Origin of the sequence: Paracoccus sp. (in: a-proteobacteria), assembly GCF_046462195.1 — a bacterium.
Taxonomy (GTDB): domain Bacteria; phylum Pseudomonadota; class Alphaproteobacteria; order Rhodobacterales; family Rhodobacteraceae; genus Paracoccus.
On the sequence record NZ_JBKGUN010000115.1, the window covers coordinates 1 to 15,594 of the forward strand.

Consider the following 15,594-nt stretch of genomic DNA (forward strand, 5'->3'; position numbering starts at 1 on the left):
GAGCGAGCGGCGATCTGACGATCGAAGGTCCCATCCACCTGACACGTCCCGGCGCGGCCGACCCGGATGCCGAGGCCATCCTGATCGCAGACAGCGCCCAGTTGGACCGCGAATTGCAGAACGGCATCATCCAAGGCGCCCGTCTGGTCCTGGCGCGCGAACTGCAGCTGGCCGCCACCCGGCTGGAGCGGCGCGAGGATGGCCGCATCAGCGAACTGACGCAGGTGGTGGCCTCATCCTGCCAGATATGTGCGAATGACCCCAGCCCCTTGTGGGAAATCCGCGCCCGTCGCATCACCCATGACGCCGAAACGCGTCTGATCACCTTTGACCACCCGCAGTTCCGTGCCTTTGGCGTGCCGTTGGCCTATGCGCCCTTCACCATCACGGCCCCCGATCCGACGGTCGAGCGCAGGACCGGCTTTCTGCGCCCCGAGATCCGCACGACCTCGGGCCTGGGCTTCGGGGTCAAGCTGCCCTGGTTCCGGACCTTGGGGGATCATGCCGACGTGACGCTGACCCCCTACCTGTCGCTGGATCGCACGCGCACGCTCGAAGTCCGCTATCGCCAGGCTTTCGGGAACGGCGCAACCGAGTGGAACGGGGCGATCAGCCGTGACGACCTGCGCCCTGACGAGACGCGCGGCTATGTCTTTGGTGTCGGGCGCTTTGACCTGCCGCGCGGCTATCGGCTGGGGGTGCAGGTTCAGGCGGCCTCGGACCGGGCCTATCTGCTGGACTATGACGTGACCGATGCCGACCGGTTGTGGAGCGGGGTGACGCTGGAACGGGTGCGCCGCGACAAGCTGGTCTGGGGCCGGGTCGGCAACTATCATTCGCTGCGCGAGGACGAGGACAACGCGACCTCGCCCGCGCAGGTGGCCGACTTGATCTGGATGCGCCGCCTGACGCCGTCTCTGGTCGGGGGCGAGGCGCTGCTGGAATGGTCTGCCCATGCGCATCGCCGTCCGTCGGACGAGAATATCGCGGGTCGGGACATGGCCCGTGCCTCGCTGGGGCTGGACTGGCGCCGCAGCCAGATCCTGCCGGGCGGACTGGTCGGCGCGGCGCTGGCCGGGCTGGACGCCGATCTGTACCGCATCGGGCAGGACGACCGTTACGATGATATCGTGACGCGCGTGGACCCGCAGGTGGGGGTGGAGCTTCGCTGGCCGCTGGCCAGCAGCCGCGGCAGCGCGACCCATATGGTCGAGCCGGTTGTCCAAGTCCTTTATTCCCCGCGGGGGCAGGATGAGGACATTCCCAACGAGGACAGCCGCCTGATCGAGTTCGATGAAGGCAACCTGTTCTCCGGCAACCGCTTTCCCGGCCATGACCTGCGGGAAACGGGCCTGCGCGGCAATATCGGCGTGACATGGACGCGGCTTGATCCGGCGGGCTGGTCCCTCGGCCTGACCGGCGGGCGGGTTCTTCGGGCGCGACAGGCCGAGAGCGTCGCCTCGACATCGCCGTTCGGCGGGCGCAGCTCGGACTGGCTGCTGGCGGCTCATTACGACAGCGGCACCGGCCTGGCCATCGCCAACCGCGCGCTGTTCGATGACAGCTTCGGCATCTCGCGCAACGAAACGCGGCTGGGATGGCTGCGGTCCGATCTGCAGGTGTCGGCCGGTTATCTCTGGATTGATCGCGACGAGGGCGAAGGCCGGGCCGAGGATGCAAGCGAACTGGCGGCAAGCGTCGGCTGGCAGATCACCAACGGATGGTGGGGCACCGCTGAAACGCGCTATGACTTTTCGGCTGACCGGGCCCAGCGCGCGGCGCTGCAGGTGGCGTATCGCAACGAATGCGTCACCGTCGAGACCGGATTGTCGCGGCGCTTCACCAGCTCGGACCTGGTGCGTCCGGAAACAAGCTTTGACCTGTCGGTGCGCCTGGGCGGCTTTGGGCGACAAGAAGACGGTCCGGGCACGGTGGCGCGGCGCAACTGCATGCGCTAGTCTGCGCACAAGAACGAGGATGAGGGCAACAGATGCGGCATTTCCTTTCAGGTATCGCTGTGGCGGCGGTGATGGCCATGGGCGCCGTCGGTCCGGCAACGGCGCAGAACCTGTTCGCGCCGGTCGTTTACGTCAACAACAGCGCCGTCACCGGGTACGAGGTCGACCAGCGCCAGCGCTTCATGCAGATCATCGGCACGCCCAATGTCAGCGCACAGGCGGCCCAGGATGCGCTGATCGATGACCGTCTGCGCGTGCAGGCCGCCGCCGAGCTGGGTGTCGAGATCACGCCGGAAGGACTGCAGGCGGGGCTGGAGGAATTTGCGGGGCGGGCCGGTTTGGACGCGGCAGCGTTCACCGCCCAGCTGGAACGTGGCGGGGTCGAGGCGGGCGTGTTCCGCGATTTCGTCGAGGCGGGCACTGTCTGGCGCGAGGTCGTGCGCGCGCGTCTTTTGCCGCAGATCTCGGTTTCCGACGCCGAAGTCGACCAGGAACTGCGGCGCATCATCGAAACGCCGATCATCGACCGCGTGCTGCTGTCCGAACTGATCATCCCGGCCCCCCCGGGACAGGAGGCCCAGGCACTGGCGCTGGCAGAACGGATCTCTGCCTCGCGACCGACCGAGGCCCAGTTCGCCGAGGCTGCTCGCACCTATTCCGCCGTGCCCTCGGCCGAAGCGGGTGGACGGCTCGCATTGATCGCGCTGGACAACCTGCCGCCCTCGCTGCGCCCCATCGTGACGGCGCTGCAGCCGGGGCAGACCACGCAGCCCCTGCCGGTCGAAGGCGCAGTGGTCCTGTTCCACCTGCGCGATGCGCAAGGCACGCTGCGCCCCGGTGCGCGCGAACAGGTGCTGGAGTACCTGACTCTGCGCCTGGCCTCGGCTGCGGACGCCGCAGCACTGGCGGCCCGGGCGCGGGGCTGCGACGACCTGTATGTGCAGGCAGGTCCCGAGGCCGCGCCGCAGGTCCGGCGTCAGACCCTGTCGCAAGGCGCAATCCCGACGCAGATCGCGGCCCGTCTGGCATCGTTGGACCCGGGCGAGGGTGGCGTTGTCCCGGCAGGCACCGGCGCCGATCTGGTGATGCTGTGCTCGCGCCAGCCTGCCCTGGCCGCCCGTGCCGAGGTTGCAACCACGGCCCTGCCCGAGGACGGGGTCGAGGCGGCGGTTCCACGGGCCCAGCCGGGCGGCATTCCCGAACGCCAGCAGGTCCGTGACCAGTTGTTCAACCGCAAGATCAATTCGGCTGCCGAGGGTCTTCTGGCCGATCTGCGCGCTGATGCCGTGATCCGGCGGCCCTGATGGCGCGTGTCCTTCTGACCTGCGGAGAACCTGCGGGCATCGGCCCGGAGCTGGCCCCGCTTGCGTTGCAGTCGGGTGTGGACATGGTCTGGATGGGTGATCCGCGCCATCTGCCCGAAGGCGCCGCCTGGACCGAGGTGCAGGCCCCATCGGACCCCGTCCCCCCCGGACATCTTCCGGTCCTGCGCCATGACTTTGCAAGCCCTGCGACGCCCGGCCGTTCCGATCCTGCCCATGCGGCGGACGTGATCGCGGTAATCGCCCGTGCCGTGCGCCTTGCAATGGACGGACAGGTTTCGGCCATCACGACTGCGCCGATCAACAAGCAGGCGCTGAAAGAAGGCGCGGGTTTTGCCTTTCCAGGCCATACCGAATATCTGGCGCATCTGGCGGGCGATGTGCCGGTGGCGATGATGCTGGCCTCTTCGACGGTGACGCCGCCTTGTCGGGTGGTGCCTGCGACGATCCACATTCCCTTGGCCGATGTTCCCGCCGCCCTGACTGCCGACGTGCTGGAACAGGCCATCCGTCTGACCCATGCCGGCCTGATCCGTGACTTTGGCCTGTCCGACCCGCGCATTGCCGTGGCCGGCCTCAACCCCCACGCAGGCGAAGGCGGCACGATGGGTCGGCAGGAACGGGACATGATCACTCCGCTGATCGCGCGTTTGCGGGCCGAAGGCATAAGCCTGAGCGGCCCCTTGCCTGCCGACACGATGTTCCATGCCCCGGCCCGCGGCACCTATGACGCGGCGGTGTGCACCTATCACGACCAGGCACTGATCCCGATCAAGACCCTGGATTTCGCAGGCGGCGTCAACGTGACGCTTGGTCTTCCCTTTATCCGGACTTCGCCCGATCACGGCACCGCCTTTGACATCGCCGGCAAGGGCCTTGCCGATCCTTCCTCGACCATCGCAGCCCTGCGCATGGCCCGTGACATGGCAGCGGCCCGCAGATGAGCCATGGCATCACCCTGAGAACGGCACTTCCCCGGGACGACATGAAATCTGGGGAACCACAGGCATGAGCATGATCGACAACCTTCCCCCCTTGCGCCAGGTCATTGCCACGCACGACCTGCGTGCGAGGAAGCAATTGGGGCAGAATTTCCTTCTGGACCTGAACCTGACATCCAAGATCGCGCGGCAGGCGGGCGACCTGACGGGCTGCGATGTGCTGGAAATCGGTCCCGGCCCCGGCGGTCTGACGCGCGGCCTGCTGGCCGAAGGCGCGCGGCATGTTCTGGCGATTGAAAAGGATCCCCGTGCGCTGCCCGCGCTGGAGGAGATTGCCGCCGCCTATCCCGGCCGTCTGAGCATCATCAACGGCGATGCGCTGCAGATCGACCCGCTGGCGCATCTGACGCCGCCGGTCCGCATCGCCGCGAACCTGCCCTATAACGTCGGCACCGAGTTGCTGGTCCGCTGGCTGACGCCGCGTGAATGGCCGCCCTTCTGGCAATCGTTGACGCTGATGTTCCAGAAAGAGGTGGCCGAGCGGATCGTGGCCGTTCCGGGTTCCAAGGCCTATGGTCGGCTTGCGCTGCTGGCGCAGTGGCGGGCCGACGCACGTATCGTCATGTCCCTGCCGCCCGAAGCCTTCGTGCCTGCGCCCAAGGTCCATTCGGCGGTGGTTCATCTGACTGCCCTGCCCCAGCCAAGGTTCCCCGCGGATGCGGTTGTGCTGTCCCAGATCACCGCGGCCGCCTTCAACCAGCGGCGCAAGATGCTGCGCGCCAGCTTGAAAAGCCTGCACCCGCAGATCGAGGATCTGCTGAATCAGGCTGGGATTCCCCCCACGGCTCGCGCCGAAGAAATCGACCTGGAGCGTTTCTGCATATTGGCCGTGATCTTGCAGGACGCGCGCCGCAATTGAGGCGGCCATGCCGCTCGGCAAGCAGCGTCTTCATGTTCGCTTGCGACGGATAATGCGCCTCTCTCGAGCCTGTCACTAGGGTTGCGTATGAGGAAAGGGCTAAGCGTCCGGTCTGACTGCTCTGCCGCGTGGTGAGCATGAGCGACAGTGTCCGCTATGGATGGTGGACCCTATGGTGCAAGCGTGAAGCGTCGGACGAAGCGGCTTTGGACAGACGAAGAAAAGCGGTCGATCTGCCTCCAGGCAATGCCCCCAGAAGTTCCTGTTGCGCAGGTTGCCCAAGGCCACGCAGCGAACGTCAACATGGCGTTCAAGCGGCTGCGCAATCCACGTCATGTACCTGAGACAAGGGCAGCGGCGGCTTTCTCCGCCTTTCTGCCGGTGAAGATCATCGATCACGTCGAAGCGGATGATTTGGTCATGGCCAACGATCCGGCACGCCCGCAGGAACTGATCGAACTTGCGGGCGGTCATCGGATACGGATCACCGGCACCTACGATCCTGATGCCTTGGCACCCCTGATCCGAGGCCTGACGGCATGATCCCGGTGCCAGTCAGCATAGAGGTTGGCTGGCGGCCGGGGGGACGGATATGCCCGAGGCTTTACAATACTGGCGGCACAGGCCGAGGCGGTGCTGAAGCAGGATTCGTTTGGGGGGCATCTGTTTGTCCTCCCCGGTCGCCTGGGCGATCTCGTCAGGGTCATCTGGTGGGATGGGCAAGGCGTCTGCATGTTCATAAGCGGCTGGAGCGGGGCCGGTATGTCTGGCCTGCGGCCAAGGAGCGAGAAGTGGCTCTCACGCCTGCGCAATTGTCGATGCTTCTGGAAGGGATCGACTGGCGGGCACCCGAACGGACCTGACGGCTGCTGGCGGCAGGATAATCCACACGGCCTGCGATCTAAGGACTTCCCTACGGATACAGCAGGATAAGCTGTCTGCATGTTGAATCAGGCCGTGACCTTGTCGGACGACCCTGAAAAGCTGCGTGTTCACCGAGCGGCTTCTGGGCGAAGCAAAGGCGCAGGCCATCCCGATCGAGAAACTTCGTCATCAACTGGCCGGTCACCGGCCGCACCGATTTGGCGCCTCCTCCGAGACTGCAGACTAACTGCACCTTGGAAAGTGAGCCATTGGCACCTCATTGGACCTAATGACAATGGCGAACGAGCTTGCTGCCGCTGCGATAGCCGCGTGGATGAAACTTCTTGACGTCGAGGAGAAAGACCATCCGAAGCACCGTTCGATTCCCGACGATATATAAATGGAGATGGAACTGGCCCCCGGTGCTGATGCCTGTGCCGCCTGCACCGAATCGGGAAGACGTCATGGAAGAATTGGAGTATGTGCCGGGCCGCTTCATCGTGAACCGGACTGTTGACCCCACCCAACCTGCGCCCGTTGCGAGCAGTTCATGCAAGCCCGCTGCCTTCGCGCCCGATCAAGCGTGGCCGCCCCGGCTGTGGCCTGCTGGCCCATGTGCTGGCGCGCCAACATAGCAACCATCTTCTTTTGCATCGCCAAAGCCAGATCTTCGACCGCGAGGGGCTCGATCTGGTCGCTTTGACACTCGCCGATTGGGTCTGCAAGACCACGGCACTGCTGGAATCCCTGACTGACGCCGCCGGCCGTCATGTCCTCTCGACCAAGTGATCTTCGCCGTTGAAGCATGGGAAAGACTCAGACCGCAAGGTTCTGGACCTATGCCCGCGATGAGGTCCTTGTGGTGGCATGACACCACCCGCCGCGCAGTAGTGCTTCTCGGGCGACTGCAGAGGCCAGCACCCTAAGGACCATCTCGCTCGCCTCCGCGACAGGATGCATGCCGATGGATATGCCGGGTTCGAGGACCTCTACCACTCGGGCGCCATTCCTGAAATCGCCTGCATACCCCAAGTCAGGCACAAGTTCGTCGACATCCACCGATCGCAGGGCTCCTCCATCACCGAAGAGGCCATCGGCCGGATCGACTAGCTCTACGCTGTCGAAAAAGAGGCACGAGAGTCACCGCCAGGTCGTCGCGCAGAACTACGAAAAGCTCATGCCGCCCCGGTATTCGATGACCTGGAGCAGGGTCTGGTCATTCAACTCATCACCATCTCGAGAAAATCCGCACTCGGGGCCACTATCTGCTATGCCCTGATCTCCATGGAACGCTTGTGCCTCAACCTCGTACACAGCATTCTCACCCTGAATACCAACACTGACAAACGCGCCATCGCCCACTCCCCGACCGAAACTGCCAAGCTCAACGCCGTCGATCCCTACGCTTGGTTCGCGGACACCATCGGCCGCCTCTCAGATCACAAGATCACCAAGGTCAATGATCCGCTGCCATGGCACTGGAACAGGCAGCCGTCAGACCGGACGCTTATGAAAAGGGCGCACTGGTAGTGCGCCCTTTTCCGGTTCGGCTTCTGGCGGTTCAGTCCTGGCTGTCACCTTGCGGCTCGGCTGCCGGCTGAGGTGCCTCATCCCCTTTGGGTACCACAGGCTTGCGGCGGCTACGGGCAGGCGCGGCGCCTGTTTCGGCTCCGGTCGTGCTGCGCGGTGCGCGCGGCGTGCGCGGACGCGACACCCGGGCAGGTTTGGGTTCGGATGCTTCGGCCTCGGGGGTGCTGACGGGTGCGGCAGCGTCCTCATCACGGGCGTTTACGACTTCGGGCAGGCTGGGCGCGATGGGCATCTCGACCTGCACGGGTTCCTCGACAGGGTCGGGGCGAGGTTCAGTCCGCTCGGGGCGGCTCGCAGAACGTTCAGCCTTGGGTGCGCGCGGCGGCTGCTCGCGGCGCTGCTCGGCCTGCCCAGTCTCGCGCTGCCCACTTTCACGATGATTGTCCCGGTGGCCGCTATCACGTTGCCCACCATCACGCTGGTTATGTTCGCGCTGATCGCGATGGCCGCCTTCGCGCTGGCCCCCGTCGCGCTGCGGTTCCTGGTTCTGGCCGCCCTCACGCTGATCGCGTTGGCCACCATCACGCTGCCCGCCATCCCGTTGGCCATTGCTGTCGCGCTGACCGCCCTGGTTCTGGCTGCCGTAACCGCTGTGATAGCCGTGGCCATTGCCGTTCTGGCCATTGCCATACTGGCCGTCATCGCCGCCCTGATGGTTCTGGCCCTGCCGCTCGGCCATCTCACGCTGGGCTTCGCCCAGCATGCGGGTGTAATGCTCGGCATGCTGCAGAAAACTCTGTTCGGCCACGCGGTCGCCAGACAGCTGCGCATCGCGGGCCAGCGTCAGGTATTTCTCGATGATCTGCTGGGGGGTGCCACGCACCTTGCCTTCAGGCCCCGAGCTGTCGAAGACGCGGTTGACCACATTGCCAAGCGAGCGTTGGCGGTTCGATTTGCTACGCGAACGGGATTTTGATGATCTCATCAGTCTGTCTGTAATGTTTCTGATCGTCAGGGGTGCCAGAGTGAACTGGACGGCAATGGCGGACGGCTACGGGGACGGATGACCTCTCCGTTCAGCCTTGGCTCGCCCCGACCGAGGCGCATGTCGTGCGCCCTTCCGGGATCGGCAGTGTCAGGCTGACCCATGCGGTGGCACAAGCCTGCCGCACGCCGTTGACTAACCATGTCGCCGATCCCGAGACAAGCAAAAACTGCCGAAAATCCGCGTGATCGGTTACCTATCGGCCGCATCAGGGCGAAAATCGGCCAGAACGACACGATCGCGGCCGTCCAGATCGGGCAGGATCCGTGCCTTGGCACCCTGACGGGTGAACAGGTCGGCGACTGCCGCCCCTTGCGTCGCGCCGATCTCGACCAGAACTGCCCCACCGGGAGCCAGCATGCTTCGCGCACCTTCTGCAATGGCGCGATAGGCGGTCAGCCCGTCGGCGCCGTCGGTCAGCGCCGATCGCGGCTCCCAGTCCCGGACATCCGCGGAAAGCCCCTGCATTTCGGCTGCGGCGATATAGGGCGGGTTCGACACGATCAGGTCGAACGGCCCGACAATACCCTGATACCAGTCGGCCATACGGAAGCGGGCATCCACGCCGATGCGCCGGGCGTTGAAGCGGGCGACGTCCAGCGCCGGTTCGGACATGTCGGTCCCGACTCCGGTCGTGCCGGGCCGCGCCGCCAGAAGCGAGATCAGGATCGCCCCCGTTCCCGTGCCCAAATCCAGCACAGTCTTCCATGGGCGGGCAAGGGCCGCCTCGACCAGCGCCTCGGTCTCGGGGCGGGGGTCCAGTGTGTCCCGCGTCACCTTGAACCGATGCGCCCAGAAATCGCGAAATCCCACGATCTGGGCCACCGGCTGCCGAAGGGCACGCGCGGCGATGCCCCGGTTGAAGCGTGCGGCCTCGTCATCCGTCAGCACGCGATCCTCGGTGATGCGCAGTTGGCCCGGCTCGATCCCCAGCACGGCGGCCAGAATGCGGTCGGCGTCTCGCGATGCCCCCTCGATGCCCGCGGCGCGCAGCAGCGCGTGCCCCTCGGCCTGCGCTTGTGACAGCTTCATTGTGCATCGGCCAGGCGGGCGGCCTGATCATGGGCCGTCAGGGCATCGATGATTTCCGACAGATCGCCTGCCATGATTCGGTCCAGCGCATAAAGGGTCAGGTTGATGCGGTGATCGGTCATGCGGCCCTGCGGAAAGTTGTAGGTGCGGATGCGTTCGCTGCGGTCACCGCTGCCGACCTGGCTGCGCCGGTCCGCCGCACGTTCGGCATCGGCTTGCGCCCGCTGCATGTCGTACAAGCGCGCGCGCAGAACGGCCATGGCATTGGCGCGGTTCTGGTGTTGTGATTTTTCGCTGCTGGTCACGACGATGCCGGTGGGCAGATGCGTGATCCGGACGGCCGAGTCGGTGGTGTTCACGTGCTGGCCGCCGGCGCCGCTGGCCCGCATCGTATCGATGCGGATATCGCCGGCAGGAATGTCGATATCGACGTCTTCGGCCGCCTCGGGCAACACGGCAACGGTGGCGGCGCTGGTGTGGATGCGTCCGCCCGATTCGGTTTCGGGCACTCGCTGGACCCGGTGAACGCCGGATTCATATTTGAGACGTGCGAAGACGCCTTCGCCCTCGATCCGGGCAATGGCTTCCTTGACGCCACCCAACTCGGTCTGCGTCAGGTCCAGCATCTGAAAGGACCAGCCCTGCGCTTCGGCATGGCGGCGATACATGGACAACAGGTCACCCGCGAACAGCGCGGCCTCGTCCCCGCCCGTGCCGGGACGGATTTCCACAATGGCTGGACGGGCATCGGCCGCGTCCTTGGGCAGCAAGGCGATCCGCAGCGCCTGTTCCAGCACGGGAACCTCGTCCTGCAGGCGGCGCAACTCATCCTCGGCCAGTTCGCGCATCTCGGGGTCGGTCAGCATGGCGCGGGCTTCCGCCAACGCTTCCTGCGACGAGCGCCAGCGCGCGATCTGCTCCACCACCGGCTTCAGTTCGGCATATTCCCGGCTGATCGTGGCGATCCTGTCAGGTGCCGCGCCGGCATTCAGCTGCGCCTCGAGAAACTCGAACCGCTGGGTGATCTGGGCAAGGCGATCCTGAGGAAGCATGGGTTCCGCTTACCCTTGCGCATTGCCATCGACAAGCTAACATGGCAAGCGGGACGCGTTGCGCCGCAAATATCCTGAAAGGCGGTGCGGACAGGACACAAATCGCCTGCCCGTTGCAGCCCTCACCGGCGCTTCCACCCCAGCAGCGCGATCAGCTCGACCGCGACATGAGCCCCTGCAATCGCGGTGGCGCCGGTCGTGTCATAAGGCGGAGACACCTCGACCACGTCGCCACCGATCATCTCGATCCCGGCAAGGCCGCGCAGCAGGGCCGCGGCCTGCCAGCTGGCCAGCCCGCCCCAGACCGGCGTGCCGGTGCCGGGCGCAAAGGCCGGATCCAGCGCGTCGATATCAAAGGTGACATAGCAGGGTCTGTCCTTCACCACGGCCCGGACCCGCTCCAGCGTCGCCTCGACCCCGTCCCGATGAACAGAGGGTGCATCAAGGATCGTGACCCCCAACGTGTCCGAATTGTCGGTCCGGATGCCCAAGCTGACACTGGCGACAGGATCGACCAGCCCCTCCTGGATGGCCTTGTAAAGGAATGTCCCGTGGTCGATCCGTTGGGGATCGTCATCGACCCAGGTATCGGAATGCGCGTCGAACTGGATCAATGCGACGGGCCCATGACGCGCTGCCACGGCCCGCAGGATCGGCAACGTGATGAAATGGTCGCCGCCCAGGGTGACGGGCGCCGCCCCCGCATCCATGATGGTGCCGATATGTGCCTCGATCCGCCCAGGCACCCCGCGCACGTCGGCATAATCGAAAGCCATGTCGCCATGATCGACGATGTCCATCACCGTCATCGGATCATAGCCCCAGCCATAGGGGGCGTCGAACGCCTGAAGGGTCGATGCCTCGCGGATCGCGCGCGGACCGAAACGTGCGCCGGGCCGGTGTGTCACCGCCTGGTCAAAGGGGATGCCTGTCACGGCCACGTCTACGCCCGTCAGGTTCTTGGTGTAACGCCGCCGCAGAAAGCTGGTTGCCCCACCGAAGGCGTTCTCGAAAGAAGGGCCGCGCCGCTCACTGCGCGTGAAGGCCTGATCCACCTGCGTTTTCGCGTCTTCCAGCGCCATTCCGGTCCTCCTGTCGGCTGATTGGCGGGAAGGTTGCCCTGAACCCGCAGCATGCTGCAAGGGCGGCAGGATGGTCCATGTCCGCAGCCCTCCCTGCGGTTGTTCCTCGAGGCAGGGCGTCAAGGTCCGACCCACGGTCGAATTACCTTGCATTCGCGGCTTTCGCTGCTAGAAGACCCCATCCTTCCGCCTGCTTTATCCACAACGGCGCAGCCTCTCGTGACGGGTGCGGAAGGGACGGCCCGTCGATGAAATGCGCAAGAACCCGAAAGGATCGCCATGCCTTTGTACGAGCATGTGCTGATCGCCCGCCAGGACCTGTCGAACACGCAGGCCGAAGGGCTGATCGAACATTTCTCGACCGTTCTCGCCGATAACGGCGGCAAGGTCGTTGAAAACGAATACTGGGGTGTCCGCACCCTTGCCTACAAGATCAACAAGAACCGCAAGGGCCATTACGCCTTCCTGCGCACGGACGCCCCCTCGGGTGCGGTGCTGGAAATGGAACGTCTGGCCCGTCTGCATGATGACGTGATGCGCGTGATGACCATCCGCGTGGACGAGCATCAGGAAGGCCCTTCGGTCCAGATGCAGAAGCGCGAAGAGCGTGGCGAGCGCGGCGACCGTGGCGATCGCCCGCGGGGTGATCGTGGTGACCGTGGCGACCGCGATCGTGGCGACCGTGGTGATCGTGGCGGCGACCGCGGCGAACGCCGCGAGCGGAACTGAGAGGATCTGAGACATGGCGAACAAACCGTTCTTCCGCCGCCGCAAGGTCTGCCCGTTCTCGGGTGAGAATGCCCCGGCGATCGACTACAAGGACACGCGTCTTCTGCAGCGCTACATCAGCGAGCGCGGCAAGATCGTTCCGTCCCGCATCACGGCCGTTTCGGCCAAGAAGCAGCGTGAGCTGGCCCGTGCGATCAAGCGTGCCCGTTTCCTCGCCCTGCTGCCCTATGTCGTCAAGTAAGGAGACCTGAAAGATGCAAGTCATCCTGCTGGAACGCGTGGCCAAGCTTGGCCAGATGGGCGAAGTCGTGAACGTCAAGCACGGCTATGCCCGCAACTTCCTGCTGCCGCAGGGCAAGGCGCTGCGCGCCTCGGACGCCAACATCAAGGCGTTCGAAGGCCAGAAGGCGCAGCTCGAGACCCGCAACGCCGAGTCGAAGGCCGACGCCCAGAAGATCGCCGAAACGCTGGACGGCCAGACCTTTGTGGTCATCCGCTCGGCCTCCGATTCGGGCGCGCTTTATGGTTCGGTCACGACCCGTGACGCCGCCGAGGCCGCGACCGAGGCCGGTTTCACCGTCGACCGCAAGCAGGTCACCCTGCGCGCGCCGATCAAGGATCTGGGCCTGCATGACGTCACCGTCGTACTGCACCCCGAGGTCGAGGCGACGATCACCATGAACGTCGCCCGTTCGGCCGAAGAAGCCGAGCTTCAGGCCCAGGGCAAGTCGATCCGTGATCTGGCTGCCGAGGCCGATGCCGAAGCCGAGTTCGAGATTGCCGAACTGTTCGACGACATCGGTGGTGCCGATGATGGCGAAAGCGACGACCGCAACTGATCCTTCCTGGCAAGGCTGATGATTTTTTGACCGCGCCGGGAAACCGGCGCGGTTTTTCATTCGTTCGTTTGCATCCTGCTTTTCCGATACGGCGCGACTGACGATGGACCTGATGACTGGAACCCCGGCTGCGGGGACAATGCCCCTGCCTGCCAAGGATGTGACGATGACCGACGCGCTGAGCCGGATGCTGCAGACCCGCCCCCATGTGCTGGCCGACGGGGCAACAGGAACGGCCCTGATGAACATGGGGCTGGACGGCAGCACGCCCGCCGAACTCTGGAATGCGTCCCACCCCGGCCGCATTGCCGCTCTTTACCGCAGCGCGATCGAGGCAGGTTCGGACCTGTTCCTGACGAACAGCTTCGGGGCGAACGCCAGCCGCCTGCGTCTGCATGGCGCCCAGGCACGTGTCACCGAACTGAACCACCTTGCAGCCCTGCTGGCCCGGGAAGAGGCCGAACGCACCCTGCGTCCCCTCGTCGTGGCCGGCAGCATGGGTCCGATCGGAGAGATCATGGCCCCGATGGGCGGCCTGACCCACGCCCGCGCCGTCGAGATGTTTCACGAACAGGCCGAAGCGTTGAAGGACGGCGGGGCCGACATCCTGTGGGTTGAAACGCTGTCGTCGCTGGAGGAAATGCGTGCGGCCGCAGAGGCGGCGCATCGGTCCAGCATGGCTTGGTGCGTTTCCCTCAGCTTTGATACGGCGGGGCGCACGATGATGGGCGTCACGCCGGGCGAACTGGCCGCTGCCGTCGAACGCCTGGTCAATCCCCCGGTGGCTTATGGGGCGAACTGCGGCGTTGGCGCCTCCGACTTGCTGCGCACTGTGGCGGGATTTGTCGCGTCCGGGAACGAGCGTCCGATCATTGCCAAGGGCAATGCCGGCGTTCCGCATATCCATGACGGGCATATCCGTTACGATGGCACGCCCGAGCTGATGGCGGATTACGCCTGCTTGGCGCGGGATCTGGGGGTGCGTGTGATCGGCGGGTGCTGCGGGACGATGCCCACCCATCTGCGTGCCATGCGCGAGGCGCTGGAAACCCGCCCTGTCGGACCACGCCCGACGCTGGACCGGATCACGAACCGTCTGGGCGCCTTCAGCAGCGGCGGCAACGTGTTGACCATCGGCCAGCGCCACTAGAACAAGGACAACTGGTCCCCTGCCTTGGGCGGGGCCCCGAATCGGCTGCAGTCCAAGGGCGGGCTGCCTGTCCGATAGCCAAGCCGCCTGCGGGCCAGGCGGAACCGCTGCAGCGCCAGATCCGCCTCGATCCCCTCGCCCTTGAAACGATGACCAAAGCGCGGGTCGTTGTCGCGGCCGCCGCGCATCGCCTGCACACGGTTCACCACATGGGTCGCCATTGCAGGGCGATGCCGTTCCAGCCAATCGCGGAACAAGGGTGCCACTTCGTGAGGCAAGCGCAGCGGGATCATGCTGGCGGTGGTGGCGCCTGCCTCATGCGCGGCTTTCAGGATGGCCTCGATCTCTGGCTCGGTCAGGACCGGGATCACAGGTGCAACCATCACCCGAACGGGAATGCCTGCCTTCGACAGTTCGCGGATCATCCGCAGCCGGGTGACGGGCGCAGGCGCGCGCGGCTCCAGCGCCCGTGCCAGATCCGCATCCAGCGTGGTGATGCTGACCCCGATCATCGCCTGATCGCGTGCGGCCAGTTCGGCCCACAGGTCCAGATCGCGCAGCACGGTCTGACCGCGCGTCACCAGCGTGGCAGGATGATTCCAATCGCGCAGCACGCGAAGAATGCCGGGCATGATCGCCAGCCTTGCCTCGACCGGCTGATAAGGATCGGTATTGGTGCCCAATGCGATGGGCGCAGGCCTGTAGCCGGGCCGGGCCAGTTCCTGCGCCAGCAGTTCGGCCGCTCCTGTCTTTGCCGTGATCTTGGTTTCGAAATCCAAGCCGGGGGACAGACCCAGATAGGCATGGCTGGGACGGGCATAACAATAGATGCAGCCATGCTCGCACCCGCGATAAGGATTGATCGACCGGTCAAAGCCGATGTCCGGCGAGGTGTTGCGGGTGATGATGCTGCGAGGACGTTCGGTGGTGATTTCCGTCCGCAGCAGCGTGACCTCCTCGGGGATGTCCCAGCCATCGCTTTCCCGAACGCGGTTCTGCCCCTCGAAACGTCCGTCGGGGCGAGTGTCGGCGCCACGAGCCTTCAGGCGCTGATGGGGGTCGCGGGGTGGCAGCATGTCCCCATCCTAGAACAGATTGGGAACATTGCAAAGCCGGACAACGGCTTGATGT

At 65.3% G+C, this 15,594-nt stretch carries 15 protein-coding genes and 2 pseudogenes; 12 read left to right on the forward strand and 5 right to left on the reverse strand.

Annotated features, from left to right (window positions below):
- The 8 genes and pseudogenes from ACLHHB_RS07450 to ACLHHB_RS07485 form a co-directional block, all read left to right on the forward strand.
- On the forward strand, positions 1-1,958 hold a 1,958-nt coding region (locus tag ACLHHB_RS07450; RefSeq protein WP_410217642.1), incomplete at its 5' end, for an LPS-assembly protein LptD.
- Positions 1,959-1,990: 32 nt separating this feature from the next.
- On the forward strand, positions 1,991-3,262 hold the full coding sequence (locus ACLHHB_RS07455; RefSeq protein WP_410217643.1) for a peptidylprolyl isomerase: 1,272 nt from the start codon (positions 1,991-1,993) through the stop codon (positions 3,260-3,262).
- On the forward strand, positions 3,259-4,224 hold the full coding sequence (pdxA, locus tag ACLHHB_RS07460) for a 4-hydroxythreonine-4-phosphate dehydrogenase PdxA (RefSeq protein WP_410217668.1): 966 nt from the start codon (positions 3,259-3,261) through the stop codon (positions 4,222-4,224). The genes ACLHHB_RS07455 and pdxA overlap by 4 nt, the downstream gene beginning before the upstream one ends.
- Before the next feature lie 64 nt (positions 4,225-4,288).
- A complete protein-coding gene (gene rsmA / locus ACLHHB_RS07465; protein ID WP_410217644.1) occupies positions 4,289-5,140 on the forward strand; it encodes a 16S rRNA (adenine(1518)-N(6)/adenine(1519)-N(6))-dimethyltransferase RsmA in 852 nt (283 codons plus the stop codon).
- A gap of 156 nt (positions 5,141-5,296) precedes the next feature.
- Complete coding sequence (locus ACLHHB_RS07470; protein WP_410217669.1) at positions 5,297-5,683, forward strand: IS66 family insertion sequence element accessory protein TnpB; 387 nt, start codon at positions 5,297-5,299, stop codon at positions 5,681-5,683.
- Positions 5,680-6,003, forward strand: a pseudogene (gene tnpB / locus ACLHHB_RS07475) (IS66 family insertion sequence element accessory protein TnpB). The gene ACLHHB_RS07470 and the pseudogene tnpB overlap by 4 nt, the downstream one beginning before the upstream one ends.
- Positions 6,004-6,541: 538 nt before the next feature.
- Positions 6,542-7,348 (forward strand): annotated as a pseudogene (locus ACLHHB_RS07480) (transposase); the annotation flags it as partial.
- Between the two features lie 9 nt (positions 7,349-7,357).
- The gene (locus tag ACLHHB_RS07485) at positions 7,358-7,534 is read left to right on the forward strand and encodes a transposase domain-containing protein (protein ID WP_410217670.1); all 177 of its coding nucleotides are present in this window, start codon (positions 7,358-7,360) and stop codon (positions 7,532-7,534) included.
- 31 nt (positions 7,535-7,565) lie between these two features.
- Here ACLHHB_RS07485 and ACLHHB_RS07490 read toward each other — a convergent pair whose 3' ends face one another.
- From ACLHHB_RS07490 to speB, 4 genes are all read right to left on the reverse strand, one after another.
- Positions 7,566-8,519, reverse strand: a complete 954-nt coding sequence (locus tag ACLHHB_RS07490) for a DUF4167 domain-containing protein (RefSeq protein ID WP_410217645.1) — start codon at positions 8,517-8,519, stop codon at positions 7,566-7,568.
- A 252-nt stretch (positions 8,520-8,771) separates the two neighbouring features.
- Positions 8,772-9,611 (reverse strand): peptide chain release factor N(5)-glutamine methyltransferase, encoded by an 840-nt coding sequence (prmC, locus tag ACLHHB_RS07495; RefSeq protein WP_410217646.1) that lies wholly within the window; start codon positions 9,609-9,611, stop codon positions 8,772-8,774.
- Positions 9,608-10,663, reverse strand: coding sequence for a peptide chain release factor 1 (gene prfA, locus ACLHHB_RS07500; RefSeq protein ID WP_410217647.1), 1,056 nt, complete (start codon positions 10,661-10,663; stop codon positions 9,608-9,610). The genes prmC and prfA overlap by 4 nt, the downstream gene beginning before the upstream one ends.
- Before the next feature lie 122 nt (positions 10,664-10,785).
- Positions 10,786-11,745, reverse strand: a complete 960-nt coding sequence (speB, locus tag ACLHHB_RS07505) for an agmatinase (protein WP_410217648.1) — start codon at positions 11,743-11,745, stop codon at positions 10,786-10,788.
- Positions 11,746-12,024: 279 nt separating this feature from the next.
- On the opposite strand from speB, the gene rpsF reads away from it, so the two are divergent.
- From rpsF to bmt, 4 genes are all read left to right on the forward strand, one after another.
- Positions 12,025-12,474, forward strand: coding sequence for a 30S ribosomal protein S6 (gene rpsF, locus ACLHHB_RS07510; protein WP_410217649.1), 450 nt, complete (start codon positions 12,025-12,027; stop codon positions 12,472-12,474).
- A gap of 13 nt (positions 12,475-12,487) precedes the next feature.
- Entirely contained in the window at positions 12,488-12,715 is a 228-nt protein-coding gene (gene rpsR / locus ACLHHB_RS07515) for a 30S ribosomal protein S18 (RefSeq protein WP_103173059.1), read from the forward strand.
- Between the two features lie 13 nt (positions 12,716-12,728).
- Positions 12,729-13,313, forward strand: a complete 585-nt coding sequence (gene rplI / locus ACLHHB_RS07520) for a 50S ribosomal protein L9 (protein ID WP_410217650.1) — start codon at positions 12,729-12,731, stop codon at positions 13,311-13,313.
- A gap of 166 nt (positions 13,314-13,479) precedes the next feature.
- Entirely contained in the window at positions 13,480-14,463 is a 984-nt protein-coding gene (gene bmt / locus ACLHHB_RS07525) for a betaine--homocysteine S-methyltransferase (RefSeq protein WP_410217651.1), read from the forward strand.
- Here the strand turns inward: bmt and ACLHHB_RS07530 are convergent.
- Positions 14,460-15,539 carry a PA0069 family radical SAM protein gene (locus tag ACLHHB_RS07530; protein WP_410217652.1) on the reverse strand — a complete coding sequence of 360 codons (1,080 nt, stop codon included), beginning with the start codon at positions 15,537-15,539 and terminating at the stop codon, positions 14,460-14,462. The genes bmt and ACLHHB_RS07530 overlap by 4 nt on opposite strands.
- Between the last annotated feature and the right edge of the window lie 55 nt (positions 15,540-15,594).